Genomic DNA, 26,071 nt, shown 5'->3' on the forward strand with positions numbered 1-26,071 from the left:
CGTCTCACGGCCGCCGCCGCGCGTCTCGCGCGATTGAGACGCGCATCGCCGCGTCGTTCGGCCGGCGGCGCGCCGGCGTAATGCGGCGCACAGCCGCGCCGCACGCGGGTTTGCGCGCGATGCGCGGCGTCGCGGCGCGTGCGATGACGAGGCGCGCAGCGTCGCGCGCGCGTGAGACGCCGGCGCCGCTCGGCGCCGCGATGCGCGGTCGCGGCGTTGCATCCGCATGCCGCGCGCGGCCGCCGCGCCAGCGCCGGCGCGGGTGCCGCGCCGATCGCGCGCATGCTGGCACATCGCTTGCAGAGATCACGGGCAAGACCGGCGCGATGGCGTCGGCGACGACGATCCGCGGCCCTTCGCAGGCCGCGGACGTAACGCAGGGCCGCCGCGGGCGCGACAGCGCCGGCGCCGGCCGACTGGATGGAGACAAAGCCCGTGACGACGCCCGTTACCGTCGGCGTGATCGCGAACCCCGCCTCGGGGCGCGACATTCGCCGCCTCACCACGCATGCATCGGTGTTTCCGACCGCCGAGAAGGCGAACATGATCGTGCGCCTGCTGGCCGGCCTCGGCGCGATGGGCGTCGAGCGCGTGCTGACGCTGCGCGACCGCACCGGCATCGCGACGCTGCTGCTGCGCGCACTCGATACGCATCGTGCGGTGGGCGGCGACGCGCGCTGGCCGGACGTCCAATTCGTCGACCTGCCGATCACCGATACGGTCGCCGACACGCATGCGGGCGCCGCTTATCTGCATCGCCACGAAGTTGCGCTGATCGTCGTGCTCGGCGGCGACGGCACGCATCGTGCGGTCGCCGCCCATTGCGGCACGACACCGCTCGTCGCGCTGTCGACCGGCACCAACAACGCGTTTCCCGAGCAGCGCGAGGCGACCGTCGCCGGCGTCGCGGCTGGTCTCGCCGCCACTGGCGCGGTGCCGCCCGACGTCGCGTTCGCGCGCAACAAGCGGCTCGTCGTGCGCTGCGCGGCCGGCCCGCAGCCGGGGCGCGAGGAGATCGCGCTCGTCGACGTCTGCGCCGCACGGCAGCGCTTCGTCGGCGCACGCGCGATCTCGGGGCCCGACGACATCGACACGCTGTATCTGACCTTCGCGGAGCCGGACGGCATCGGGCTGTCGGCGCTCGGCGGCGCGTGGGCGCCGCTCGAGCGCAGCGCGCCGCACGGGCTCGCGATGCGTTTCGCCGGCGAAGGGAAGACGGCCGGCACACCGCTCGTCGCACCGATCGCGCCGGGCCGCGTCGACCGCGTCGTGATGCGCAGCTGCGAACGGCTCGAGCCGGACGCGTGGCAGCCGATTCCGTTCGAGCACGGCACGCTCGCGTTCGACGGCGAACGCGAGATCGAAGTCGCGCGCGGCGACCGCTACGAGATCGCGCTCGACTGGCGCGGCCCGCTCACCGTCGACGTCGGCCGCACGCTGCGCTACGCGGCGTCGCGTCAGTTGCTGCGCGACGTTCCCGCATGGCGCAACTGAACGCACCGACGCGCATGTATCGCTTTTCCCATTCACGAGGAGACAGTGCCATGACAACCGCTCTCGAAGGACAGGTCGCGATCGTCACCGGCGGCGCGCGCGGCATCGGCCGCGGAATCGCGCTGACGCTCGCCGGCGCGGGCGCCGACATTCTGCTCGCCGATCTGCTCGACGACGCGCTCGATTCCACGGCGCGCGAAGTGCGTGCGCTCGGCCGCCGTGCGGCGGTCGCGAAGGTCGACGTCACGCAGTCCGCGCAGGTCGACGCGATGGTCGCGCAGGCGCTTGCCGAACTCGGCCGGCTCGACATCCTCGTCAACTGCGCGGGCGTGATCAGCATCCACCCGGTCGACCAGCTGAGCGAGCGCGACTGGGATTTCGTGATGGACGTGAACGCGAAGGGCACGTTTCTCGGCTGCCGCGCGGCGCTGCCGCATCTGAAGACGCAACGCAGCGGCCGGATCGTCAACGTCGCGTCGATTGCCGGCAAGGAAGGCTTTCCGAATCTCGCGCACTACAGCGCCTCGAAGTTCGCGGTCGTCGGCTTCACGAACGCGCTCGCGAAGGAAGTCGCGCGCGACGGCATCACCGTCAACGCGATCTGCCCGGGCATCGTGCGCACCTACATGTGGGACCGGCTTTCCGACGAATGGAAGGCGGACGGCGAGTCGGTCGAGGAATCGTGGCAGCGGCATCAGCTGACGCTGATTCCGCAAGGCCGCGCGCAGACGCCCGAAGACATGGGCCGCCTCGCGCTGTTTTTCGCGACGATGGACAACGTGACCGGGCAGGCCGTGAACGTCGACGGCGGCTTCACGTTTCACTGACGGCCGCAACCGGCACGCGCGGGCCGCAGTCGCGCAATCCGTTGCCGCGGCAGCGCCGCGGCGGCATTCGCAGTCAGACCAACCCAAGGAGACACACATGTCCGTTTCGACACAGCTCAGCAGGGACACGCTGCTGGAGGCATACCGGCTGATGCGCACGATTCGCGAATTCGAGGAGCGCCTGCACGTCGAGTTCGCGACCGGCGAGATTCCCGGCTTCGTTCACCTGTATGCGGGCGAGGAGGCGTCCGCGGTCGGCACGATGCTGCACCTCGGCGTCGCCGACTACGTCGCGACGACGCACCGCGGCCACGGCCACTGCATCGCGAAGGGCGTCGACGTGCGCGGGATGATGGCCGAAATCTACGGGAAGAAGACCGGCGTCTGTCACGGCAAGGGCGGCTCGATGCACATCGCCGACCTGTCGATGGGGATGCTCGGCGCCAACGGGATCGTCGGGGCGGGCGGCCCGCTCGTTTGCGGCGCGGCGCTCGCGGCCAAGCAGAAGAAGACGGGCGGCGTCGGCGTCTGCTTCTTCGGCGACGGCGCATCGAACCAGGGCGTGATCTTCGAATCGATGAACCTCGCGTCGGTGTGGCGGCTGCCCGCGATCTTCGTCGCCGAGAACAACGGCTACGCGGAAGCGACCTCGTCGAGCTGGTCGGTCGCGACCGACAACATCGCCGATCGCGCGAACGGCTTCGGGATGCCGGGCGTGATCGTCGACGGCTTCGACTTCTTTGCCGTGCACGAGGCGCTCGGCGAAGCCGTCGAGCGCGCGCGCAACGGCGGCGGCCCGACGCTCGTCGAGGTGAAGTTCTCGCGCTACTTCGGCCACTTCGAAGGCGACGCGCAGACCTATCGCGCGCCCGGCGAAGTGCAGAAGCTGCGCGACGAGAAGGACTGCCTGAAGCATTTCGAATCGCGCGTCGTGCGCGCCGAAGTGCTGACGACGGACGAGCTGCGTGCAGTCGACGCGCAGGTGAAGGCGCTGATCGACGACGCGGTGGCCGAAGCGAAGGCCGCGCCGCTGCCGGACGCGGCCGACCTGCTGACCGACGTCTACGTGTCGTATCCGTGAGCGCGGCCGAACCGCGCGCAATGCAACGGCCGACACGGCGAACCGAACATTCCAGGAGACAGACATGGCAAGGAAGATCACTTATTCGCAGGCGATCAACGAGGCGCTCGCGCAGGAGATGGCGCGCGACGACAGCGTGATCGTGATGGGCGAGGACAATGCGGGCGGCGCGGGCGCGCCCGGCGAGGACGACGCATGGGGCGGCGTGCTCGGCGTGACGAAGGGGCTGTTCCACAAGTTTCCGGGCCGCGTGCTCGACACGCCGCTGTCCGAAGGCGGCTACATCGGCGCGGCGGTCGGCGCCGCCGCGTGCGGGATGCGGCCCGTTGCCGAGCTGATGTTCGTCGACTTCATGGGCGTGTGCTTCGACCAGATCTTCAACCAGGCCGCGAAATTCCGCTACATGTTCGGCGGCAAGGCCGTCACGCCGGTCGTGATCCGCGCGATGTACGGCGCGGGCCTGCGCGCGGCCGCGCAGCACTCGCAGATGCTCACGTCGCTGTTTACGCACATTCCGGGGCTGAAGGTCGTGTGCCCGTCGACGCCGTACGACGCGAAGGGGCTGCTGATCCAGTCGATCCGCGACAACGATCCGGTGATCTTCCTCGAGCACAAGCTGCTCTACACGCGCGAAGGCGACGTGCCCGAGGAATCCTATGCCATTCCGTTCGGCGAGGCGAATGTCGTGCGCGACGGCGACGACGCGACGATCGTCACCTACGGCCGGATGGTGCATGTCGCGATGGACGCCGCCGCGAAGCTCGCGAAGGACGGCATTCAGGTCGACGTGATCGACCTGCGCACGACGTCGCCGCTCGACGAGGAAACGATTCTCGAAAGCGCGGCACGCACCGGGCGCGTGGTGGTCGTCGACGAAGCGAACCCGCGCTGCTCGATCGCGACCGACATCGCCGCGCTCGTCGCGCAGCGCGCGTTCCGTTCGCTGCAGGCGCCGATCGAGCTCGTGACCGCGCCGCACACGCCCGCGCCGTTCGCCGGCGTGCTCGAGGACCTGTATATCCCGTCTGCCGATGCGATCGCGCAGGCCGTGCTGAAAACGAGGAGCTGAGACGATGTCGATTCACATGATCACGATGCCCAAGTGGGGGCTGTCGATGGAGCAGGGGCAGGTCAACGGCTGGCTGAAGGCGGTCGGCGAACGCGTGTCGAAGGGCGACGAGGTGCTCGACGTCGAGACCGACAAGATCTCGTCGGGCGTCGAATGCGCATTCGACGGCACGCTGCGCCGGCAGGTCGCTCAGGAGGGCGAAACGCTGCCGGTCGGCGCGCTGCTCGGCGTGGTCGCCGCGGCCGACGTGAGCGATGCCGACATCGACGCGGCGATCGCGGCATTCCAGCGCGACTACACGCCGAGCGCGGCGGCCGACGAAGCGGCCGGCCCGCAACCGGAGAAGGCGCAGATCGGCGGCCGCACGATGCGCTTCCTGAAGCTCGGCGAGGGCGCCGGGACGCCGGCCGTGCTGATCCACGGCTTCGGCGGCGACCTGAACAACTGGCTGTTCAACCATGCGGAACTGGCGGCGCACCGGCCGGTGTGGGCGCTCGATCTGCCCGGTCACGGCGAGTCGGGCAAGGCGGTCGAGAGCGGCAGCCTCGACGAGCTCGCCGACGCCGTGCTGGCGCTGCTCGACGCGAAGGACATCGAGCGTGCGCACCTGATCGGCCATTCGATGGGCGGCGCGGTCGCGATGACGGTCGCCGAGCGTGCGCCGGCGCGCGTCGCGTCGCTGACCCTGATCGCGAGCGCGGGCCTCGGTGCCGAGATCAACCGCGACTACATCGACGGCTTCGTCGCCGGCAACAGCCGCAATACGCTGAAGCCGCATCTCGGCGCGCTGTTCGCGGACAGCGCGCTCGTCACGCGGCAGCTCGTCGACGATCTCGTCAAGTACAAGCGGCTCGAAGGCGTGCAGGCCGCGCTCGAGAAGATCGCGAACGCCGCGTTCGACGGCGCGACGCAGCGGCGCGTGTTCCGCGACCGGCTTGCGTCGCTCGCGCCGCGCACGCTCGTGATCTGGGGCGAGCGCGACCAGGTGATTCCGGCGCAGCACGCGCAGGGTTTGCCGGACGGCGTGCGCACCGAGCTGATCGCCGGCAGCGGGCACATGGTGCAGATGGAAGCGGCGGCCGACGTGAACCGGCTGATCGTCGCGTTTCTCGGAGACTGACGATGGCTGCCGCGCTCGAACGACCCAGCCTCACCGCGCTCGGCCAGCCGGGCGCGCGCAGCCGCGACAAGCTCGCGCGCATTCCCGTGCGGGTCGAGCTCGCCGACGGTACGGCGCTGCCCAAGCCGCCGTGGCTGCGCGCACGGCCGATGATGAGCGCGGCCGTCGCCGACATGGCGGCCGTGCTGCGCGCGCATCGGCTGCATTCCGTATGCGAGGAAGCGATGTGTCCGAACATCGGCGAATGTTTTGCGCAGCGCACGGCGACCTTCATGATCATGGGCGGGCTCTGTACGCGCCGCTGCCCGTTCTGCGACGTCGCGCATGGCCGTCCGGAGCCGCTCGATCCGGACGAGCCCGCCCGGCTCGCGGAGGCGGTCGCCGCGCTCGCGCTGCGCTACGTCGTGATCACGTCGGTCGACCGCGACGATCTGCGCGACGGCGGCGCCGCGCATTTCGCCGCCTGCATCGCGGCGGTGCGCGCGAGCGTGCCGGGGATCGGCGTCGAGGTGCTGGTGCCCGATTTCCGCGGCCGCATCGATCGTGCGCTCGACGCGCTGTCGCAGGCATGGCCCGACGTGTTCAACCACAACATCGAGACGGTGCCCTCGCTGTATCGCGCGGCGCGGCCCGGCGCCGACTATCGCGGCTCGCTCGATCTGCTCGCGCGCGCGAAGGGCGCGCGGCCGGCGCTCGTCACGAAATCGGGATTGATGCTCGGGCTCGGCGAAGGCGACGACGAGGTGCGCGCGACGATGCGCGACCTGCGCGCGCACGGTGTCGACGTCCTGACGCTCGGCCAGTATCTCGCGCCGTCCGCGCATCATCTGCCGGTGCGGCGCTACGTGAGCCCGGAGGCGTTCGCGGCATGGCGCGACGAGGGGCTGGCGCTCGGTTTCGCGGAAGTGGTCGCCGGCCCGCTCGTGCGCTCCTCGTATCACGCGGCAGACGTGCTGTTGCCCGCGTAGCGGGCCGTGGCTCAGGTGCCGGCGGACACGTGCAGGCGGCTCACGCGGCGCAGGTACAGCGCGAGCCCGACGCCCGCGAGCATCAGGCTGACCGTGTTCGCGAACCAGAAGCCGCGCGCGCCGACGAGCGACGCGGGCGCGATGCCGCCGACGTCGAAGCCGAGCAGATAGCCGCCGCCGAGGCCGACGCCCCAGAGTGCGACCGCGTAGATCACGGTCGGCACGACCGCGACCTTGTACGCGCGCAGCACGAACGCGGAGGTAATCTGCAGCGCGTCGAAGAAGTGGTAGCAGGTCACGATCGCGACGAGCGGCATCGCGGCGGACGCGACGGCCGGATTCGGCGTGTAGCCGCCGATGATCAACGGCCGCAGCACGAACACGAGCACGCCGTACGCGGCGGCGATCGCGCAGGCGAGGATCACGCCGTGCCGGCCGAGCAGCCGCGCTTCGTCGGGCCGGCCCGCACCGAGCGCGCGCGCGACGAGCGTCGATGCGGCGACGCCGATCGACAACGGCGTCATGTACAGCACGGCGCCGACGTTGCCGGCGATCTGGTGGCCGGCCAGCGTCGTCGTGCCGAACTGCGCAATGAACAGCGCCATGCAGGTGTACGACGTGACTTCGATCAGGTAGGACAGCCCCATCGGCACGCCGAGTTTCAGCAGCGCTTTCTGGCGCGTCCAGACGGGCCAGCAGAAGCGCGAGAAGATCGCGAGCGGCGCGAACACGTCGAGCCTCGCGAGCAGCGCGAAGCCGATCAGCGCGAGCGCCCAGTTGATCAGCGTGCTGGCGAGCCCGCAGCCGGGGCCGCCAAGCGCCGGTATGCCGAAGCCGCCGAAGATGAACCAGACGTTGAGCGGAAACTTCAGCAGCAGTGCGCCGATCTGCAGGATCATCGCGAGCCGCGGCTTGCCGGCCGCGTTGGTCAACGCGTTGTAAATGCGGAATACGAGGCTCGCCGGCAGCCCGTACGACAGGATGCGCAGATAGTCGACGGTGCGGTCGTGAAGCGCCGGCGGCGCGTGCGCGACGCGCAGCAGCGGTTCGGGAAAATGCAGCAACAGGAAGCCGGGTGTCGCGAGCAGCACGGCGAGCCACAGCGCCTGGCGCACTTCCTCGCCGATCTCGGCATAGCGCCGCGCGCCGTAGAGCTGGCCCGCGATCGGCTGCAGCGCGGACAGGATGCCGGTCAGCCCGATATAGACGGACACGTAGATCGACGAGCCGAGCCCGAGCGCGGCGAGGTCGACGGCCGAATAGCGGCCGACCATCGCGGTGTCGATCACGCCGAACGCGATGATCGCGAGCTGGCCGACGAGCACCGGCCACGCGAGACCGACGATGCGACGGATGTCCGCGAACATCGTCAACCGGCCGCCCGGCGATGCGGCGCGCGCCGCTTGACCGGCGTCTTCGGCCGCTCGATGCGCTCATACAGGCGGAAGCGCTCGTCGCGGTCGGCGACGCGGCGGCCTTCCCATACGAGACGCCACACGAATTGCGACATTGCGCTCGGCTCGCCGAAGTCCGCGCGGTCCTGGCGCAGGATCACGTCGCAGTCTTCGGTGAAATCGAAGTGCATGTTGCCGAAATAGGCGAACGTCGCGATCTGCGCATCGCCGAGCCGCACGGGCGAAATGCATTGGTAGTCGGCCGGCAGGTGCGTCGCGATCTGCTGCGCGACGTCGCGGTAGGTCCGGCCGTAGTTGACGATCGGCAGCCACAGCGTCATCAGCAGCACCCACATCAGCGTGGTGCCCGCGCCCGACAGCACGACGCTGCGCCAGAGCACCTTCGGCTGCCGCGAGATGCGCCAGCGCGCGAGCACGCACCAGCACACCGTGACGACGACCGCACAGGCGAACGACAGCGCGTTGAAATGCGGCTCGTAGCCCGGCAGCAGCCGCCCGAGGTTGCGCGCGAGCGGATGCGGGAAACCGGTCAGCGAGGCGAGCCACACGAGCCACACGAAGGTGCCGAGGATCGTGAAGCTGAGCACCGCGAACCAGTCGATCGCGTTGATCGCGCCGCGCTTGAGCGTCGGCAGCGCGAACGTCGCGAGCACCGCGAGCGGCGGCAGCAGCAGCATGTACATGCGGTTCGACTGCTGGCTTTGCAGGATCACGAGCGCGACGAGCGGCACGACGACCGACAGCGGAATCGCGATGTGCGCGCGCCGGCGCATGCCGGCCCAGCTCCACCACGCCCAGATCGCGAGCGGCCATGCGGGCCACGTAAACAGCGGCAGGTTCTTCGCCGCATAGCCGAGCACCGCGGTCGGCGGGCCCGAGAAGCGCATCAGGCTGCCGTGGATCCACTGGTTGAAGAACCACGCGGCGTCGTCGGGCGCTGCGATGAACGCGGCGACCGGCCACAGCGCGAAGATCGCGATCGCGACCGGCACGCCGACGAGCGGCAGGCGCAGGTTGCGCATCTCGGGCGTGACGAGCCACAGTGCGGCCGTGCCGGCGAGCAGCGCGACGACGAGCACCGGGTTGCCCGACAAGCCGACGAGGCCGATCGCCGCACCCCAGCAGAGCGCGCCTTGCAGCGGCTTGTCGATGCCGCGCACGATGCCGTAGACGAGCATCGCGATCCACGCGAACTGCGCGAGCTGCGGCGTCGTTTCGTGTCCGCGCTCCGCGAGGCCGAAGCACGCGACGAGGATCAGCAGCGCGCCGTCGGCGAGCGTGCGGCCGTAGTCGCGCGGCTCGGGCTCGCCGCCGAACGCGTACTTGAACGGCTGGACTTCCGCGCGCCGGCCGAGCAGATAGGCCGCATACCAGACGAACGCGCACGCGACGCAGAACCAGATGCCGGTATCGACGCGCGACGCGTTGCTCGCATCGACCCAGGGCGCCAGCGCGCGGATCGACAGCGCGCCGAGCCAGTAGCCGAGCGGCCCGTCGCTCGTGATGAACTTGCCGACGAGGTTCGGCAGCAGCCAGTCGTCGTGGTGGCCGGTCGCCATCGTCCACATTACGCCGAAGCCCGCCGCGTCCTCGTTCTTCCACGGATCTCGGCCGAACAGGCCGAATGCCGCGTAGACGAAGCAGAGCGTGAGCAGCAGCCAGCGCGGCAGCGCGCGCGTGGCGGAGGCGGTGAGACGGACGACAGGCTTCATGCAGATGAACGATGTGTGATGAGCGGGCGGCCGCGCGGCCGGGCCGGTTTCGAGCATCCGGCATTGTAGACGCGCGCACGCGCGCGCGGCAGATCATGGCGGGCTCGCGGGCCGGGCCGTGTGCCGGACGCGCGGAGACAAAAAAGGGCAGCCGAGGCTGCCCTTTTGTGCGGAGACCGGTGCGTTGCAGCCACCGGCTGCGGTGCGAAGCTTACTTCGCGACCTTGCCGCTTGCGCGCGAACCGAACTTGTTCTTGAACTTCTCGACGCGGCCGGCCGTGTCCATGATCTTTTGCTGACCCGTGTAGAACGAGTGCGATTCCGACGACACTTCGATCTTCGCGAGCGGGTAGGTCTTGCCTTCGAGCTCGATGGTTTCGCGCGTCTGGATCGTCGAACGCGTGATGAACTTGAAGCCGTTCGACATGTCTTGGAAGACGACTTCGCGGTAATCCGGGTGAATGCCAGGTTTCATGATTTTCCTTGGTGAGAGCGGTAGCCAACCCGCCGCTTGCCGTGCCGATTGGCGCGCTGTGCGCGTATCGGCGACCGTCAAGCCCGGCGCGAGCCACTTGCCTAAGGTCGAAAAACGGCGATTATGCCAGAAAATCAGACGGTTGACGAATAATTTTCACGCCGCGTCGAGCGCGCCCGCGCGCGCCGGATCTTGCCGGTAGTAGCGGGCGAGCAGCCGGTACAGCTCCGGAAATTCGGACTCGAACGCTTGCGGCCGCACGAACAGCGCTTCGCTGCAAACCGCAAAGAACTCGGACGGATGGTCGGCCGCGTACGGATCGATCAGGGAGTCGCGCTCGAAGCGCGCCCAGGCGCGGTCCGGCACGGCGTCGACGCGCGCGCAGAACTGGTCGTATGCGTTGTCGAACACGTCGGCCCAGGTCTGCGCATCGAGGTGCGGCGCATGCCAGCGGCGAAACAGCGGCGGGTAGCCGTCGGCCGCGCCGTTGACCATGTCGATCTTGTGCGCGAATTCGTGGATCACGACGTTGTACGCGTCGCGGCCGTCGGTCATCTGCGCGTCTTCCCACGACAGGATCACGGGGCCGCCTTCCCACGCCTCGCCGCTCGCATCCTGCTCGACCTCGTGCACGACGCCGTCCTCGTCCTGCACGGTCTTGCGGATCACGAACTCGCCCGGATACACCACGACGCCGACCCAGCCGTCGTAGAGCGACAGATCGAGATTCAGCACGGGCAGGCACGCCTGCGCGGCGATCGCGACGATCATCGCGTCGGTCAGCTCGAGCCCGTGCGCCGTGGAGAACGATTTCTTCGCGATGAACAGGCTCGTCAGTTCGCGCAGCCGGCCGAGATCGTCGGGCGACAACGCGTCGAGGAACGGCAGGCGTGCCACGGTGTCGTGCCACAGCGTGTCCGGAATCGGATGGCTGCGCAGCGCGCGATCGCGGCGGCGATCGTCGAGCCAGCGGGTCAGTTTCGAAAGCATGGAGGCGGCGCGCGGAAATCCAAAGCCTGTCTTTTAACTCAATCGATCTCTTTTTGCCATGCCGCGAACACGCCGCCGACGAGCGCGACGCCGGCGAGGAAGTAGAAGCCGTCGAGCGAGGCGAGAAACGACGCCTGCTGCGCGACCATCCGCGCGATCGACGCGACGGCGAGGCCGTGCGCTTCGGTCGCCGCGTGGCCGGCCGCCGCATAACCGTTCGCGAGCGTGTCGAGCGTCTGCCGGAACAGCGGGTCGAACACGTTCGCGCGTTCGACGAGCCGCGTCTGGTGCACCGCGAGCCGATGTTGCTCGACGATGATCACCGACGACGTCGCGAACGTGATCGTCAGCTGCCGCACGATGTTCTTGAGCCGATAGCCGTGCGTGTACTCGTCGATCGCGAAGATCCGGAACGTGAGGTTCGCGACCGGCAGCACGATGAACAGCAGCAGCAGGCCGCGCAACAGCAGCGGCACGACGAGCGCGGCCTCGCCGACTTGCGGCGTGAGCCGCGTCATCCATAGCGTCGCGACGATCGCGATCGCGAAGCCCGGCACGACGAACCATTTCTTGTGCGCGACGTGCTTCGCGTAGCGCAGGTACGCGAACAGCGCGGTGGCCGAAATCAGCGACATCGTGCCGACGAGCCGCCCGGCGTTCTCGACCGGATAGCCGAGCCCCGATTCGAGAAAGCGCGACGACAAATAGCTGAAGCCCGTCGACTCGTAGTAATAGAACATGTAGAGCAACAGGCCGATCTGGAACGTGCGCTCGCGCAGCGCGTGCAGCCGCACGAGCGGCGTCGGGTGGTTCCACTGGTGATACGCGAACCAGGCGAGCGCGCCGAGCCCCGCGGCGGTCAGACCGATCAGCATCGGCGAGCCGCTGTACAGCTGGTAGTGCACCTGCTGCATCACGATCTGCAGCGCGCCCTGCGCGAGCGCGAATACGACGTATGGCCAGAAATGTCCGGAGCCGCGTTCGTCGTCCGGCGTGCGGCCCGAGTCGGGCAGCGTGAGCAGCGCGAGGATCGCGAACGCGATGCCGGCCGGCGCCGTGCACGCGAACAGTGCGCGCCACGTCGAATGCGCGACGAACAGCCCGCCGACGATCGGCGCGAGCGCGCTGCCGAGCAGGATCATGATCAGGAACGCGCGCGTCGCGGGCGGCCTCGTCTGAGGCTTGAAGCTGATCTGGATCAGGATCCGGCACGCGCCCATCATCGGGCCGATGAAGTAGCCCTGAAAGCCGCGCGCGAACGCGAGTTCGAGCGACGTATCGGCGAGCGCGGCCGCGATCGCGCCGAACGAGAACATCAGCATGCAGCCGGCGACGTAGCGGCGATGCCCGAGGCGGTCGACCCACCATTGCTGCTGCAGGATGCCGAGCACGGCCGTGACCGCATACGCGCTCGACGCCCATACGAGTTCGTCCGGCGACGCATTGATGCCGCCCGCGATATAGCTCGCGAAGAACGAGAAGATCGCGTTGTCGAAGTAGTCGAGCCCGGTGACGAGCGCAAGTGCCCAGGGGAACAGGTCCGCGCGCAGGTTCGCGCGGCTCCACAGCGGCGGGCGCCCGGACGTGACGTTCATGCGCGGCCCTTGCCGCGCCGTGCGCCGGCTTCGGCGCGCCGTTGCGCGATCAGCGCATCGGGGTTCTCGCCGGCGAGGCGTCGTTCGACGTAGTCGATGTCGTGCTGCAACTCCTTGCGCAGCGCGACCGCTTCCTTCAGCTCGCGCTGGACGGCCGCGATCCGGCGATCGAGCGTCGCGATCTGCTCGGCGAGCCCCGCGCGGATCTCGCGCAGCGAGGCGTCCGAATAGCGGCGCCGGCCGTCGCCGGCTTCCTCGAGCGGACGCTTGAGCATTTCGGTGATGCCGTGCAGCGAGAAGCCGAGCGCGCGCAATCGCAGGATGCGCGCGAAACGCTCAAGATCGGCTTCGTCGTACAGGCGATAGCGGCCTTCGCTGCGCGACGGCGTGACGAGCCCGCGCTCCTCGTAATACTTCAGCGTGCGCGGCGTGACACCGAGCCGTGCGGCGGCGTCGCCAACGGTCAGCAGCGGGGTGGAGGCGGCATCGGACATGGACGGAGCGCGGATCGTGACGATCGCGTCATTATAGATCAACCTGTACGTTCACGTTCAGGTTGGCGTGAAAAAACGGCCGCCGGCGCAGGGCGCGGGCGGCCGTCGGGGCGCGCAGCGGCGCTTAGCCGCCGCGGCGCATCAGATCGAAGAACTCGGAGTTGCTCTTCGTCTGGCGGATCTTGTCGAGCAGGAATTCCATCGCCTCGACTTCGTCCATGTCGTGGATGAACTTGCGCAGCACCCAGATCTTCTGAAGGATGTCCGGCTTGATCAGCATTTCCTCGCGGCGCGTGCCCGACTTGTTTAGGTTGATCGACGGATAGACGCGCTTTTCCGCGAGACGGCGCTCGAGGTGCACTTCCATGTTGCCGGTGCCCTTGAACTCTTCGTAGATGACGTCGTCCATGCGGCTGCCGGTTTCGATCAGCGCGGTGCCGATGATCGTCAGCGAGCCGCCTTCCTCGATGTTGCGCGCCGCGCCGAAGAAGCGCTTCGGACGCTGCAGCGCGTTCGCGTCGACACCGCCCGTCAGCACCTTGCCCGACGCCGGGATCACGGTGTTGTAGGCGCGTGCGAGACGCGTGATCGAGTCGAGCAGGATCACGACGTCATGCTTCATTTCGACGAGACGCTTGGCCTTCTCGATCACCATTTCGGCGACCTGCACGTGACGCGTGGCCGGTTCGTCGAACGTCGACGCGATCACTTCGCCCGCGACCGAGCGCTGCATTTCGGTCACTTCTTCGGGGCGCTCGTCGATCAGCAGCACGAACAGGATCACGTCCGGATGGTTCTGCTTGATCGCATGCGCGATGTGCTGAAGCATCACGGTCTTGCCCGACTTCGGCGATGCGACGAGCAGGCCGCGCTGGCCCTTGCCGATCGGCGCGATCATGTCGATGATGCGGCCCGTGACGTTTTCCTCGCCGCGCATTTCGCGCTCGAGCGACAGCGGCTTGTTCGGGTGCAGCGGCGTGAGGTTCTCGAACATGATCTTGTGTTTCGAGGCCTCGGGCGGCTGCCCGTTGACTTTGTCGACCTTCACCAGCGCGAAGTAGCGCTCGCCGTCCTTCGGCGTGCGGACTTCGCCTTCGATCGTGTCGCCGGTGTGCAGGTTGAAGCGGCGGATCTGCGACGGGCTGATGTAGATGTCGTCGGTGCTCGCGAGGTACGACATTTCCGGCGAGCGGAGGAAGCCGAAGCCGTCCGGCAGCACTTCGAGCGTGCCGTCGCCGAAGATCGTCTCTCCCGTCTTGGCGCGCTTTTTGAGAATGGCGAACATCAGCTCCTGCTTGCGCAGGCGGTTCGCGTTTTCGATCTCGAGGCCGTTGGCCATTTCGATCAGTTCGGAGACGTGCAGAGACTTGAGCTCGGATAAATGCATACGGAGAACCCGCCAGGGAGGAGATGCGACGAAAGATATAAAGGGAGGAGGGCGAGCGGAAGCGCTCAGAGACTTAAATGCGTCTTGTAGACGTTTTTTGATTCTAGCATACGCCGATTCGCGCTTGAGCGGCCGATCGGCGGTGCGGCGGCGGACGTGTTGCCGGCTGACAACACGTCCGCGGGACGTGCCGGTATTACAGGTGGCTGTCCAGGAATGCGGTGAGCTGCGACTTCGACAGCGCGCCGACCTTCTGCGCGGCAGCCGCGCCGTTCTTGAACAGGATCAGCGTCGGGATGCCGCGCACGCCGAACTTCGCGGGCGTCGCCTGGTTGTCGTCGACGTTGATCTTCGCGATCTGCAGCTTGTCGCCGTAGTCCTTCGCGACTTCGTCGAGGATCGGGGCGATCATCTTGCACGGACCGCACCATTCGGCCCAGAAGTCGACGAGGACGGGCTTGTCGGATTTGACGACGTCCTGTTCGAACGATGCGTCGCTGATGTGTTTGATCTGTTCGCTCATTGGGTCAATACCTCTTTCGGTTCGGGGACTGCCTGCTTCGCGCGTTGCGGCGCACCGGCCGCCGAAGCAGCCGGCCGCTGCGGCAGGTAGCTCCGCTCTCCGGGAAAGAAGGGCGTAAGCGCTGCATACCGCGGCTCGCGGGTCGTTCGGGCGTCATATTAGCCTAAATTGCTATCCGTTGCGGGCGGCGATAGTAGCCGCTTTGCAAGTAGGGGTACGACGCGCCGTTCGGCCTCTGCAATCGGCAGGTGGAGGCGTGCACGCAAAATACAAGAGCGCACCGCCGCGGCACGACCGGCGCGCCATTTATCCGCCGATTTACGGCGCAGCCGAATAAACGGTCGCATTCGGCGCGCAGCGGTGATAGAATACGCCGTGACGGGCCTCCTCGCATGGTGGGCCGGTGAACCTGGTCAGGTCGGGAACGAAGCAGCCACAGCCGTTTTCCGCCAGTGCCGAGGGTCGGGCTCGTCACCTTCCTCCTCGCCCCATTCGTCGGGCGTTTTTTCTTTCTGCAATCAATTTTCGTTTCCCCGGTTTTCGCTGTTTCGATGGCTGTCAGGTGCAGTCGCGGCCGTGCATCTGGTCGACGCTCGTCCCGAGCGTTTCGCCCGTCGCGACGCATGCGTCGTCAGGCGCCGTCATGCACCGCGATTGCCGCAGCGCGCGGCGTTTCGCGTGTCGGCGCGCGGCAGCGTTGCTGATACAATTTCCCGATGACCTATCAAGTTCTCGCACGCAAGTGGCGTCCGAAGGATTTCGCTTCGCTCGTCGGCCAGGAGCACGTCGTCAGGGCGCTCACGCACGCGCTCGACGGCGGGCGTCTTCATCACGCGTATCTGTTCACCGGCACCCGCGGCGTCGGCAAGACGACGCTGTCGCGCATCTTCGCGAAGGCGCTCAACTGTGAAACCGGCGTGACGTCGCAGCCGTGCGGCGTCTGCCGTGCGTGCCGCGAGATCGACGAAGGCCGCTTCGTCGACTACGTCGAAATGGATGCCGCGAGCAATCGCGGCGTCGACGAAATGGCCGCGCTGCTCGAGCGCGCGGTGTACGCGCCGGTCGATGCGCGCTTCAAGGTCTACATGATCGACGAAGTGCACATGCTGACGAACCACGCGTTCAACGCGATGCTGAAGACGCTCGAGGAGCCGCCGCCGCATGTGAAGTTCATCCTCGCGACCACCGATCCGCAGAAGATTCCGGTCACGGTGCTGTCGCGCTGCCTGCAGTTCAACCTGAAGCAGATGCCGGCCGGGCACATCGTGTCGCATCTCGAGCGCATTCTCGGCGAAGAGCGCATCGCGTTCGAGCCGCAGGCGCTGCGTCTGCTCGCGCGTGCGGCGCAGGGCAGCATGCGCGACGCGCTGTCGCTGACCGACCAGGCGATCGCCTATTCGGCCAACGAAGTGACCGAAGCGGCGGTGTCGGGCATGCTCGGCGCGCTCGACCAGACTTACATGGTGCGGCTGCTCGATGCGCTCGCGGCCGGCAGCGGCCCCGAGATTCTCGCGATCGCCGACGAAATGTCGCTGCGCAGCCTGTCGTTCTCGACCGCGCTGCAGGATCTCGCGAGCCTGCTGCACCGGATCGCGTGGGCGCAGTTCGCGCCGGGCTCGGTGCTCGACGAATGGCCGGAAGCGGCCGATCTGCGTCGCTTCGCCGAGCTGCTGAGCCCCGAACAGGTGCAGCTGTTCTATCAGATCGCGACGGTCGGTCGCGCGGAGCTCGGCCTCGCGCCCGACGAATACGCGGGTTTCACGATGACGCTGCTGCGCATGCTCGCGTTCGAGCCGGCCGTCGGTGCCGGCAGCGCGCCGGGCGGTCAGCCGTCCGTGCCGCGCGCCGTACCGGCGCCGCGGGCGGCTGCCGCGGCGGCAGCGCCTGCGGCGAAGCCGGTGTCGGCTGTGCGCCCGCAAACGGCTGCTCCGGCTGCGCCTGCTGCGCGCCCGGCAGCGGTTGCGCCGGCACCGACCGGCGATGCCGCCACGCAGCCGGCCACGCAAGCCGCGCCTGCGCCGCAAGCCACGCCGGTTTCGCCCGTCGCGAAGGTAGCGGACGCCGGCGCGACGCCACAACCCGACGCGAGCGCTCGATCGGACGCGGCGACCGCAGCGACCGACACGCCGGCGGCCGTTCGTGCCGAACCCGCACCGTCTGCCGACGCGCAGCGCAGCACCGAAGCCGACGTGTCGGCCGCCGAGCCGCGCAACAGCGCGCCGAAACCGCGCGTCGCCGCGCAGCAAGCGCGCGAGCCCGAAGCATCCGCTGCCGCGCCGCGCAATGACGAACCCGCACCGCCGGCCGAACCGGCGCCGCGCGCGGCATCCGCAGGGTCGGCCGCGCGCCCGGCCGCCCGTTCGGGCGGCGCGGCCGCCGCGCTCGACGTGCTGCGCAATGCCGGGATGCGCGTGTCGTCCGATCGTTCTCGCGCGGGCGCCGCAGCCAAGCCCGCGGCCGAGCCCGCCGCCGCAAAGCCTGCGCCGGCGCGTCCGGCCGTACAGGTGCCGACGCCGCGCGCGACCGCGCGCGCCGCGCAGCCGAGCGCCGACACGCGCCATGCGCCGCCGCCGTGGGAAGACATTCCGCCGGACGACTACGTGCCGCTCAGCGCGGACGAAATGTTCGGCGGCCCGCCGGACGACGGCTTCGTGCCGGTGTTCGACAGCGGCCCGGACGACGTGCGCGTCGCGCCGTCGCTCGCCGAAAGCCGGCCGTCGGCGCCGGTCGACACGCGTCCGTTGCCGCCCGCGATCGCGCTCGACGCGATCGGCTTCGACGGCGAATGGCCGACGCTCGCCGCACGATTGCCGCTGAAGGGCGTCGCATATCAGCTCGCGTTCAACAGCGAACTGACGGCTGTCGACGCGACGTCGCTGAAGCTGTCGGTGCCCGTCCCGCAGTACGCGGACGCCGCACAGGTCGCGAAGCTGAAGGCCGCGCTTGCCGATGCACTCGGCAAGCCGGTCGAGGTGGCGGTCGAGGTCGGCCCCGCGCGCCGCACGGCGGCGGCGCTCGACGCGGCCGCACGCGCGGCGCGTCAGCGCGAGGCCGAACAGGAGATTCACGCCGATCCGTTCGTCCAGCAACTCGTGCGCGACTTCGGCGCGCGCATCGTCGAAGGCTCCGTGCGTCCGCTCGCCGATTCGGCGCCGGACGGCGGTGCGCCGACGCTGCATTGAACGGATTGCGCCGCGGCAGGCACAATCCCGCCCCAGCACATTGGCCGGCACGCGCCGCGTGCCGGTTTTCACACGATCGAGAAGGAGTATTCCCATGTTGAAAGGCAACCTCGCCGGACTGATGAAGCAAGCGCAGCAAATGCAGGAAAACATGAAGAAGATGCAGGAGCAGCTTGCGCAGATTGAAGTCGAAGGGCAGTCGGGCGCCGGCCTCGTCAAGGTGACGATGACGTGCCGCAACGAAGTGCGACGCGTGTCGATCGATCCGAGCCTGCTCGCGGACGACAAGGACATGCTCGAGGATCTCGTCGCGGCCGCGTTCAACGATGCGGTGCGCAAGGCCGAGGCGACGTCGCAGGAAAAGATGAGCGGGATGACGTCGGGCCTGCCGCTGCCGCCGGGCTTCAAGCTGCCGTTCTGAACGCCGCGTTCGTCTCGACGTCTGCCGCCGTATGAAACAACCGTCCGCCCTGTCCGCGCTCGTCGAAGCGCTGCGTGTGCTGCCCGGTGTCGGGCCGAAGTCCGCGCAGCGCATGGCGTACCACCTGATGCAGCACGATCGGGAGGGCGCGGAGCGGCTCGGCCGGTCGCTGCTGTTCGCGACCGAGCATCTGCGGCACTGCGATAAATGCAACACGTTCACCGAAGCGCAGATCTGCGAGGTCTGCAGCGACGAGGAGCGCGACCCGACGCTGCTGTGCGTCGTCGAAACGCCTGCCGATCAAATCATGCTCGAGCAGACGATGACCTATCGCGGCCTGTACTTCGTGCTGATGGGGCGGCTCAGCCCGCTCGACGGCATCGGCCCGAAGGAAATCCACTTCGACCGGCTCGTGCGCCGCGCATCCGACGGCATCGTCAAGGAAGTCGTGCTCGCGACGAACTTCACGAACGAAGGCGAAGCCACCGCGCATTACCTCGGCCAGACGCTGAAGGCGCGCGGGCTCGCGGTCACGCGCCTCGCGCGCGGCGTGCCGGTCGGCGGCGAGCTCGAATACGTCGACGCGGGCACGATCGCCCGCGCGATGCTCGACCGCCGCACGATGTAATTTCCGGCGCCGCCCGCCGGCGGCGCCGTTCCTCATGTCAGGGAGACACATGAGCGCCAGCCAGGGCCCGCTCGCGGGCGTCAAAGTGCTCGAATTCGGAACGCTGATCGCCGGGCCGTTCGCGTCGCGGCTGTTCGCCGAGTTCGGCGCCGAAGTCATCAAGATCGAAGACCCGAAAGGCGGCGATCCGCTGCGCAAGTGGCGCAAGCTCCATCCGGAGCAGGGCGGCACGTCGCTGTGGTGGGCCGTGCAGGCGCGCAACAAGAAATCGGTCACGCTGAACTTGAAATCGGACGCCGGCAAGACGATCGCGCGCCAGCTCGCACGCGAAGCCGACATCGTGATCGAGAACTTCCGTCCGGGCCTGCTCGAAAAGCTCGGCCTCGGCTACGACGTGCTGTCGGCCGAGAATCCGGGCCTCGTGATGGTGCGCCTGTCCGGCTACGGGCAGACCGGCCCGTATCGCGACCGCCCGGGCTTCGGCGCGATCGCCGAATCGATGGGCGGGCTGCGCCACATCACCGGCTATCCCGACCTGCCGCCGCCGCGCATCGGCATCTCGATCGGCGATTCGATCGCCGCGCTGCACGGCGTGATCGGCGCGCTGATGGCGCTGCATCACCGCAAGGTGAACGGCGGCGCGGGGCAGGTCGTCGACGTCGCGCTATATGAAGCGGTGTTCAACATGATGGAAAGCGTCGTGCCGGAGTACGGCGTGTACGGGATGGTGCGGGAGCGCACCGGCGCGTCGCTGCCGGGCATCGTGCCGTCGAACACGTACGCGTGCCGCGACGGCAGCATTGTGATCGGCGGCAACAGCGATCCGATCTTCAAGCGGCTGATGAAGGCGATCGACCGCGACGATCTCGCGGACGATCCGGCGCTCGCGCAGAACGACGGGCGCGTGCCGCGCACGCAGGAAATCGACGACGCGATCGCCGCATGGCTCGCACCGCGCACGATCGACGAGGCGCTCGAGGTGTTGCACGCCGCCGACGTGCCGGCCGGGCGCATCTACAGCGTCGCCGACATGTTCACCGATCCGCAGTTCGCCGCACGCCAGATGATCCAGCACTTCAAGCTCGCCGACGGTACCGACATCTCGCTGCCCAACGTGACGCCGAAGCTGTCCGACACGCCGGGCGAAACGCGCTGGCTCGGCCCGGCGCTGGGCGAGCATACGGACGAGGTGCTGCGCGGCCTCGGCTACGACGCGCAGGCCATCGCGGCGCTGCGCGACGCCGGCGCGATCTGAGCGCAAATGCGGCCGCGCGATGCGGCCGTGCACCGCGCGCGCATGTGCCCGGCTGCCGTCGGACTGTCGCTCGCGCGCCATCTTTCCTCGGTTACAATCGCCGGATGCGAATCCTACTCAGCAACGACGACGGCTATCTCGCCCCGGGTCTTGCCGCGCTCAACGACGCGCTGCAACCGCTGGCCGAACTCACGGTGATCGCGCCCGAGCAGAACTGCAGCGGCGCATCGAACTCGCTGACGCTGTCGCGGCCGCTGTCCGTGCAGCGCGCGGCGAGTACGGGTTTCTTCTACGTGAACGGCACGCCGACCGACTCGGTGCACGTCGCGCTGACGGGAATGATCGACGCGCGGCCCGACCTCGTCGTGTCGGGCATCAACAACGGCCAGAACATGGGCGAAGACACGCTCTACTCGGGCACGGTCGCCGCCGCCACCGAGGGCATCATGTTCGGCGTGCCGGCGATCGCGTTTTCACTGGCCGACAAGGGCTGGGCCCATCTCGCAGACGCCGCGCGCGTCGCGGCCGAGATCGTCGCGCACTACCTCGCGCATCCGCTGCCGGGCCACCCGCTGCTGAACGTCAACATCCCGAACCTGCCGTACGACGAGCTGAAGGGCTGGAAGGTGACGCGCCTCGGCAAGCGTCATCCGTCGCAGCCGGTGATCCGCCAGGCCGATCCGCGCGGCGAGCCGATTTACTGGATCGGCGCGGCGGGCGACGCGATGGACGCGAGCGAAGGCACCGATTTCCACGCGATCGCCAACGGTTTCGTGTCGATCACGCCGCTGCAGCTCGATCTCACGCACACGCAGATGCTGCCCGCGACGCGCGAATGGGCGCGCGCCGGAGGGCGGGCTTCATGAGCGGCGAGCGCGCGAAGCGGTTCCCGCTCGCGCTCGAAGATCTCAAGCGAGCGCCACGCAAATCCGACGGGCGGCCCGGCGAACGCCATGCGCTTGCCGCGTCGAAGTCCGCCGACGGTCCGGTCGCCGTGCCGAAGCCCGGCCCGGCGCGCGGCGTGCCGGCCGGCCTCGCCGCCGCCAAGCCCGCGACGGCGCCGAAGGCCACCGCACCGAAGCCGACGCTGCCGAAGCCTGCCGCACCGCGGCCTATCGCACCGAGCGCGGCGCCGGCCGGCGCGTTCGCGCTCACCTCGGAACGCGTGCGCGAGCGCATGGTCGAACGGCTGCGTGCGAACGGCGTCGCCGACGCGCGCGTGCTGGCGGCGATGGCGGCGGTGCCGCGCCACCTGTTCGTGGATCCCGGCCTCGCGACGCAGGCCTACGAGGATTCCGCGCTGCCGATCGGCCACCAGCAGACCATTTCGAAGCCGTCGGTCGTCGCGCGCATGATCGAGCTCGCGATGGCCGGCCGCTCCCTCGAGCGCGTCCTCGAAATCGGCACCGGCTGCGGCTATCAGGCCGCGGTGCTGAGCCACGTGGCGCGCGACGTGTATTCGATTGAACGCATCAAGCCGCTGTACGAGCGCGCGAAGCTGAACCTGAGGCCGCTGCGCGTGCCGAACATCCGTCTGCACTACGGCGACGGGCGTGTCGGCCTGCCGTCCGCCGCCCCGTTCGATGCGATCGTGATCGCAGCCGCGGGGCTCGACGTGCCGCAGGCGCTGCTCGAGCAGCTCGCGATCGGCGGGCGCCTCATCGCGCCGGTCGGTGCGCAGAGCGGGCAGCCGCAGGTCCTCACGCTCGTCGAGCGCGTCGCGCACGCGCAGTGGCGGGAGTCTCGGCTTGATCGCGTTTTCTTTGTCCCTTTAAAATCCGGAGTGATTTGAAACCGATGAGTATGTTGCGCGCGATGCAAAACAACCGTTCCAGGGAACCGCTTACGCTCGCCCAGCGCGCGATCTGCGTGGCCGCGTTCTCCACGTTACTGGCCGCCTGTGCGACGCGGCTCGACAACGCGCCCGTCGTCGACCGCTCCGGTTCGTTCGGCACGACGGCCGCCGCGCAGCCCGCGGTGCCGCTCGGCCCGCCGCCGCCCGGTTTCTACCGCGTGAAGCCGGGCGACACGCTGTACCGGATCGCACTCGAGAACGGACAGAATTATCGCGACATCGCCGCGTGGAACAATCTGTCGAACCCGAATCAGATCGAGGTCGATCAGCTGCTGCGCGTCGTGCCGCCGGGCGGCGCCGCGGCGGCCGGTGCGCCGGCCACGGCACCGCTCGCGGGCGGCGCGGTCGCGACGGCCCCGTTGAGCAGCGGCCCGGCGACGCCGTCGGCGAGTGCGCCGTCGGCCGTCACGCCGCCGCCCGCCGCATCGAGCGACACGACGGCCGCGCCGAGCGGCCCGATCGTGTTCGCCTGGCCCGTGCGCGGCCCCGTGCTGAACGGTTTCGACGACACGAAGAACAAGGGTGTCAATATCGGCGGCACGGCCGGCGAGGCCGTGAAGGCGGCGGCGGACGGCCGCGTCGTCTACGCGGGCAACGGGCTGCGCGGCTACGGCAACCTCATTATCATCAAGCACGACGCGACTTACCTCACCGCGTATGCACACAATCGCGCTTTGATGGTAAAAGAGGGGGACGCGGTGACGAAGGGGCAGAAAATCGCCGAGATGGGTAACAGCGATGCCGACCGCGTGATGCTGCATTTCGAGGTTCGCCGACAGGGTAAGCCTGTCGATCCGATGAAGTATCTGCCGCCTCAATAACGGGACGACCATGCCGAAATCGAAGCGCCACGAGCCGCAAGCCGAGTCTGAGAAGATCAGTCGTGCCACGCAAGCATCGGTGGATCGCGCTGGCGCTTCGACGGACGAAGACGACGACGTCGCGGACAACGAGCGGGACTTCGAAGCGCGCGACGCCGATTCCGAAGGCGGCGACGAGCGCGAAGACCGCCCGGACGCGGCGCCCGACGTCGACGATTTCCGCGCACTGCTGCAGGCCGAGCTCACGGCCGACACGATCCAGCACTACCTGAACCGCATCAGCGTGAAGCCGCTGCTCACCGTCGAGGAGGAGCAGCGCTATTCGCGTCTGGCCAAAGCCGGCGAATTCGAAGCGCGGCAGGTGATGATCGAGCGCAATCTGCGTCTCGTCGTCAGCATCGCGAAGGGCTATCTGAACCGCGGCGTGCCGCTGCTCGATCTGATCGAGGAAGGCAATCTCGGGCTCATGCATGCGATCGAGAAATTCGATCCCACGCGCGGCTTCCGTTTCTCGACCTATGCGACCTGGTGGATCCGCCAGAGCATCGAACGCGCGATCATGAACCAGGCGCGCACCGTGCGCCTGCCCGTGCACGTGATTCGCGAACTGAACCAGGTGCTGCGCGCGAAGCGTCACCTGGAAAAAAACTCGATGTCGACGGGCGAAGCGGCCGAGCGCCGCGAAGCCAGCATCGACGACATCGCCTATCTCACCGGCAAGACCGCCGAGGAAGTCACCGATATCCTCGCGCTGAACGAGCACACCGCGTCGCTCGACGCGCCGCTCGATCTCGATCCCGCGAGCAGCCTGCTCGACCTGCTGCCGGACGACCAGAGCCAGTCGCCCGACGCCGAAGTGCAGCACCGCGAACTCGAGACGCTCACGCGCGCGTGGCTGTCGCGTCTGTCCGACAAGCATCGGCACGTCATCGAGCGGCGTTTCGGGCTGAACCATATCGAACCGGCGACGCTCGAGGAGCTCGCCGACGAGATGGGGCTGACGCGCGAGCGTGTGCGGCAGATTCAGCAGGAAGCGCTGGTGCGCCTCAAGCGGTTCTTCGCGTCCAACGGCGTGCGCAAGGACGCCGTTCTGTAACTGATGACACCGATTCTCGTTTTTGACATCGAGACGATTCCCGATGTCGACGGCATTCGCCGTCTCGAAGATTTGCCCGCCACGCTCAACGATGCCGCGGTGGCCGAACATGCGTTCGCCGCGCGCCGCGAGAAGACCGGCAGCGATTTCCTGCCGCATCACCTGCAGCGCGTCGCTGCGATCTCGTGCGTGTTTCGCGACAACAACGGTTTTCGCGTGCGCTCGCTCGGCACGCCGCAGGACAGCGAAGCGACGCTGATCCAGTCGTTTTACCGCGTGATCGAGAAGTACACGCCGCAGCTCGTGTCGTGGAACGGCGGCGGCTTCGATCTGCCGGTGCTGCATTACCGCGCGCTCGTGCACGGCATCGCCGCGACCCGCTACTGGGATCTCGGCGAGGACGACCGCGACTTCAAATGGAACAACTACATCTCGCGCTATCACTCGCGGCATACGGACCTGATGGATCTGCTCGCGATGTATCAGGCGCGCGCGAACGCGCCGCTCGACGCGCTCGCGAAACTGTGCGGGTTTCCCGGCAAGCTCGGCATGGACGGCAGTCAGGTCTGGACGGCCTTCCAGGAAGGGCGCATCGACGAGATTCGCAACTATTGCGAAACGGACGTCGTCAATACGTATCTGTTGTACTGCCGGTTCCAACTGATGCGCGGCGGCCTCACACCGAGCGAGTACGACGATGAGATTCTGCTCGTGAAGAACGCGCTCGCCCAGGAGTCGGCACCGCACTGGGCCGAGTATCTGGCCGCCTTCGGCGCGTAACGCTTGCCGGAGCCGATCAGTCGAGCAGCTCCAGCACGATCGGCTGGTGATCCGATGCGCGCACGGCGCCATCGATCTCGCAGCGCGCGAGGCGCGGCGACAGCGTGTCGGTGACGAATGCGAAGTCGCACGCGAGCGGGCCGTCCGACCATTGGGCGGTGTCGTAGACGCCGGCCGTCGGCGGCGGCGTGCGGCCGGGATGCTGCGCAATCCACGCGTCGACGAAGGCCGGCGCGCCGTCGATCGGTTCGAGCATGCGCCGGTATGCGGTGCTGTCGAACGCGCTGTTGAAGTCGCCGCAGAGGATCGCATCGCGCGACTGCGCCGTCGCGGCGAACGGGCCCGTGTCGTTTTCCGCCGGCGCCGGCCGGTCCGCATGTGCGCATGCTTCGCGATGCCGCGCACGTATTGCGTCGACCTGCGCGAGGCGCTGCCGCTCCGAATAGAACTCGAGATGCGTCGTCACGACGCGCAGCGGGCCGGACGCCGTCAGTAGTTCGACGTCGAGCGCGACGCGCGGCATCGACGGCGCGTCGGCGTCGGCCGGCCACGGCAGCAACTGGCGCAGCACGCGGCCGACCGGCAGCCGCGTCGTGATCGCGTTGCCGAACTGGCGGCGCGGTGCCCCCGGTTGCGCGGGCGGCAGATCGACGCCGATTGCCTCGACGACCGTATAGCCTGGCAGCAGCGCCGCCAGTTCCGCGAACTGATCGACGCCCGGGCGGCTGGGCAGGGCGTCGAAGCCGCGCGTGATTTCCTGCACGCACAGGACATCGAAGTCGGCGAGTTGGCGCGCCACGGCGATCGTGCGGCGCAGGTCGACGGCGCCGTCGGCGTCCCGACCCCATTGGATGTTCCAGTCGATCACGCGCATGACGGAATC

At 68.5% G+C, this 26,071-nt stretch carries 24 protein-coding genes and 1 other RNA gene; 16 read left to right on the forward strand and 9 right to left on the reverse strand.

The window, feature by feature from the left end; genetic code table 11:
• Positions 1 to 435 precede the first annotated feature (435 nt).
• The 6 genes from BCR55_RS15015 to lipA all read left to right on the forward strand — a co-directional run bounded on the left by BCR55_RS15015 (position 436) and on the right by lipA (position 6,559).
• Positions 436 to 1,494: an ATP-NAD kinase family protein gene (locus BCR55_RS15015; protein WP_006407813.1), complete on the forward strand. Its 1,059-nt coding sequence runs from the start codon at positions 436 to 438 to the stop codon at positions 1,492 to 1,494.
• A 50-nt stretch (positions 1,495 to 1,544) separates the two neighbouring features.
• Complete coding sequence (locus tag BCR55_RS15020) at positions 1,545 to 2,321, forward strand: SDR family NAD(P)-dependent oxidoreductase (RefSeq protein ID WP_006409105.1); 777 nt, start codon at positions 1,545 to 1,547, stop codon at positions 2,319 to 2,321.
• A 97-nt stretch (positions 2,322 to 2,418) separates the two neighbouring features.
• Positions 2,419 to 3,402 (forward strand): thiamine pyrophosphate-dependent dehydrogenase E1 component subunit alpha, encoded by a 984-nt coding sequence (locus BCR55_RS15025; protein WP_006407815.1) that lies wholly within the window; start codon positions 2,419 to 2,421, stop codon positions 3,400 to 3,402.
• Positions 3,403 to 3,466: 64 nt separating this feature from the next.
• On the forward strand, positions 3,467 to 4,471 hold the full coding sequence (locus BCR55_RS15030) for an alpha-ketoacid dehydrogenase subunit beta (protein ID WP_006402333.1): 1,005 nt from the start codon (positions 3,467 to 3,469) through the stop codon (positions 4,469 to 4,471).
• Between the two features lie 4 nt (positions 4,472 to 4,475).
• Positions 4,476 to 5,591, forward strand: coding sequence for an acetoin dehydrogenase dihydrolipoyllysine-residue acetyltransferase subunit (locus BCR55_RS15035; RefSeq protein WP_065494744.1), 1,116 nt, complete (start codon positions 4,476 to 4,478; stop codon positions 5,589 to 5,591).
• A 2-nt stretch (positions 5,592 to 5,593) separates the two neighbouring features.
• Complete coding sequence (gene lipA, locus BCR55_RS15040) at positions 5,594 to 6,559, forward strand: lipoyl synthase (RefSeq protein WP_006407817.1); 966 nt, start codon at positions 5,594 to 5,596, stop codon at positions 6,557 to 6,559.
• Positions 6,560 to 6,570: 11 nt separating this feature from the next.
• On the opposite strand, the gene BCR55_RS15045 is transcribed toward lipA, so the two are convergent.
• The 8 genes from BCR55_RS15045 to trxA all read right to left on the reverse strand — a co-directional run bounded on the left by BCR55_RS15045 (position 6,571) and on the right by trxA (position 15,150).
• Positions 6,571 to 7,926 carry an MATE family efflux transporter gene (locus tag BCR55_RS15045; protein WP_065494745.1) on the reverse strand — a complete coding sequence of 452 codons (1,356 nt, stop codon included), beginning with the start codon at positions 7,924 to 7,926 and terminating at the stop codon, positions 6,571 to 6,573.
• A gap of 2 nt (positions 7,927 to 7,928) precedes the next feature.
• The gene (locus tag BCR55_RS15050) at positions 7,929 to 9,686 is read right to left on the reverse strand and encodes a glycosyltransferase family 39 protein (RefSeq protein WP_170933520.1); all 1,758 of its coding nucleotides are present in this window, start codon (positions 9,684 to 9,686) and stop codon (positions 7,929 to 7,931) included.
• A 211-nt stretch (positions 9,687 to 9,897) separates the two neighbouring features.
• Entirely contained in the window at positions 9,898 to 10,161 is a 264-nt protein-coding gene (locus BCR55_RS15055; protein ID WP_006402343.1) for a type B 50S ribosomal protein L31, read from the reverse strand.
• Between the two features lie 156 nt (positions 10,162 to 10,317).
• Positions 10,318 to 11,151 carry a zinc-dependent peptidase gene (locus tag BCR55_RS15060; RefSeq protein ID WP_006409107.1) on the reverse strand — a complete coding sequence of 278 codons (834 nt, stop codon included), beginning with the start codon at positions 11,149 to 11,151 and terminating at the stop codon, positions 10,318 to 10,320.
• 38 nt (positions 11,152 to 11,189) lie between these two features.
• Positions 11,190 to 12,746, reverse strand: coding sequence for an MFS transporter (locus BCR55_RS15065; protein WP_065494746.1), 1,557 nt, complete (start codon positions 12,744 to 12,746; stop codon positions 11,190 to 11,192).
• Positions 12,743 to 13,240 carry a MerR family transcriptional regulator gene (locus BCR55_RS15070; RefSeq protein WP_065494983.1) on the reverse strand — a complete coding sequence of 166 codons (498 nt, stop codon included), beginning with the start codon at positions 13,238 to 13,240 and terminating at the stop codon, positions 12,743 to 12,745. Before BCR55_RS15070 ends, BCR55_RS15065 begins: the two co-directional genes overlap by 4 nt.
• Positions 13,241 to 13,364: 124 nt before the next feature.
• Complete coding sequence (gene rho / locus BCR55_RS15075) at positions 13,365 to 14,627, reverse strand: transcription termination factor Rho (protein WP_006402347.1); 1,263 nt, start codon at positions 14,625 to 14,627, stop codon at positions 13,365 to 13,367.
• A 196-nt stretch (positions 14,628 to 14,823) separates the two neighbouring features.
• Positions 14,824 to 15,150, reverse strand: coding sequence for a thioredoxin TrxA (gene trxA, locus BCR55_RS15080; RefSeq protein ID WP_006402348.1), 327 nt, complete (start codon positions 15,148 to 15,150; stop codon positions 14,824 to 14,826).
• Between the two features lie 377 nt (positions 15,151 to 15,527).
• Between trxA and ffs the strand changes: the two genes are divergently transcribed.
• From ffs to BCR55_RS15130, 10 genes are all read left to right on the forward strand, one after another.
• An RNA gene (gene ffs / locus BCR55_RS15085) (signal recognition particle sRNA small type) lies at positions 15,528 to 15,626 on the forward strand.
• Between the two features lie 240 nt (positions 15,627 to 15,866).
• The gene (locus tag BCR55_RS15090; protein WP_065494747.1) at positions 15,867 to 18,332 is read left to right on the forward strand and encodes a DNA polymerase III subunit gamma/tau; all 2,466 of its coding nucleotides are present in this window, start codon (positions 15,867 to 15,869) and stop codon (positions 18,330 to 18,332) included.
• Between the two features lie 94 nt (positions 18,333 to 18,426).
• Positions 18,427 to 18,753: a YbaB/EbfC family nucleoid-associated protein gene (locus tag BCR55_RS15095; protein ID WP_006399891.1), complete on the forward strand. Its 327-nt coding sequence runs from the start codon at positions 18,427 to 18,429 to the stop codon at positions 18,751 to 18,753.
• A gap of 31 nt (positions 18,754 to 18,784) precedes the next feature.
• On the forward strand, positions 18,785 to 19,381 hold the full coding sequence (gene recR / locus BCR55_RS15100; protein ID WP_006404699.1) for a recombination mediator RecR: 597 nt from the start codon (positions 18,785 to 18,787) through the stop codon (positions 19,379 to 19,381).
• A 49-nt stretch (positions 19,382 to 19,430) separates the two neighbouring features.
• Positions 19,431 to 20,636: a CaiB/BaiF CoA-transferase family protein gene (locus tag BCR55_RS15105; RefSeq protein ID WP_065494748.1), complete on the forward strand. Its 1,206-nt coding sequence runs from the start codon at positions 19,431 to 19,433 to the stop codon at positions 20,634 to 20,636.
• 104 nt (positions 20,637 to 20,740) lie between these two features.
• Complete coding sequence (surE, locus tag BCR55_RS15110) at positions 20,741 to 21,502, forward strand: 5'/3'-nucleotidase SurE (protein WP_006412019.1); 762 nt, start codon at positions 20,741 to 20,743, stop codon at positions 21,500 to 21,502.
• Positions 21,499 to 22,428: a protein-L-isoaspartate(D-aspartate) O-methyltransferase gene (locus tag BCR55_RS15115; RefSeq protein WP_059938456.1), complete on the forward strand. Its 930-nt coding sequence runs from the start codon at positions 21,499 to 21,501 to the stop codon at positions 22,426 to 22,428. Before surE ends, BCR55_RS15115 begins: the two co-directional genes overlap by 4 nt.
• Positions 22,429 to 22,433: 5 nt before the next feature.
• Positions 22,434 to 23,312 (forward strand): peptidoglycan DD-metalloendopeptidase family protein, encoded by an 879-nt coding sequence (locus BCR55_RS15120; RefSeq protein ID WP_053297198.1) that lies wholly within the window; start codon positions 22,434 to 22,436, stop codon positions 23,310 to 23,312.
• Between the two features lie 10 nt (positions 23,313 to 23,322).
• Positions 23,323 to 24,408 (forward strand): RNA polymerase sigma factor RpoS, encoded by a 1,086-nt coding sequence (gene rpoS / locus BCR55_RS15125; RefSeq protein WP_006399897.1) that lies wholly within the window; start codon positions 23,323 to 23,325, stop codon positions 24,406 to 24,408.
• Positions 24,409 to 24,411: 3 nt separating this feature from the next.
• Entirely contained in the window at positions 24,412 to 25,188 is a 777-nt protein-coding gene (locus BCR55_RS15130; protein WP_053297199.1) for a 3'-5' exonuclease, read from the forward strand.
• A gap of 16 nt (positions 25,189 to 25,204) precedes the next feature.
• Here the strand turns inward: BCR55_RS15130 and BCR55_RS15135 are convergent, their stop codons facing one another.
• Positions 25,205 to 26,062, reverse strand: a complete 858-nt coding sequence (locus BCR55_RS15135) for an endonuclease/exonuclease/phosphatase family protein (protein WP_065494749.1) — start codon at positions 26,060 to 26,062, stop codon at positions 25,205 to 25,207.
• Positions 26,063 to 26,071: the final 9 nt, after the last annotated feature.

Origin of the sequence: Burkholderia sp. CCA53 (genome assembly GCF_001685525.1) — a bacterium.
Lineage (GTDB): Bacteria > Pseudomonadota > Gammaproteobacteria > Burkholderiales > Burkholderiaceae > Burkholderia > Burkholderia multivorans.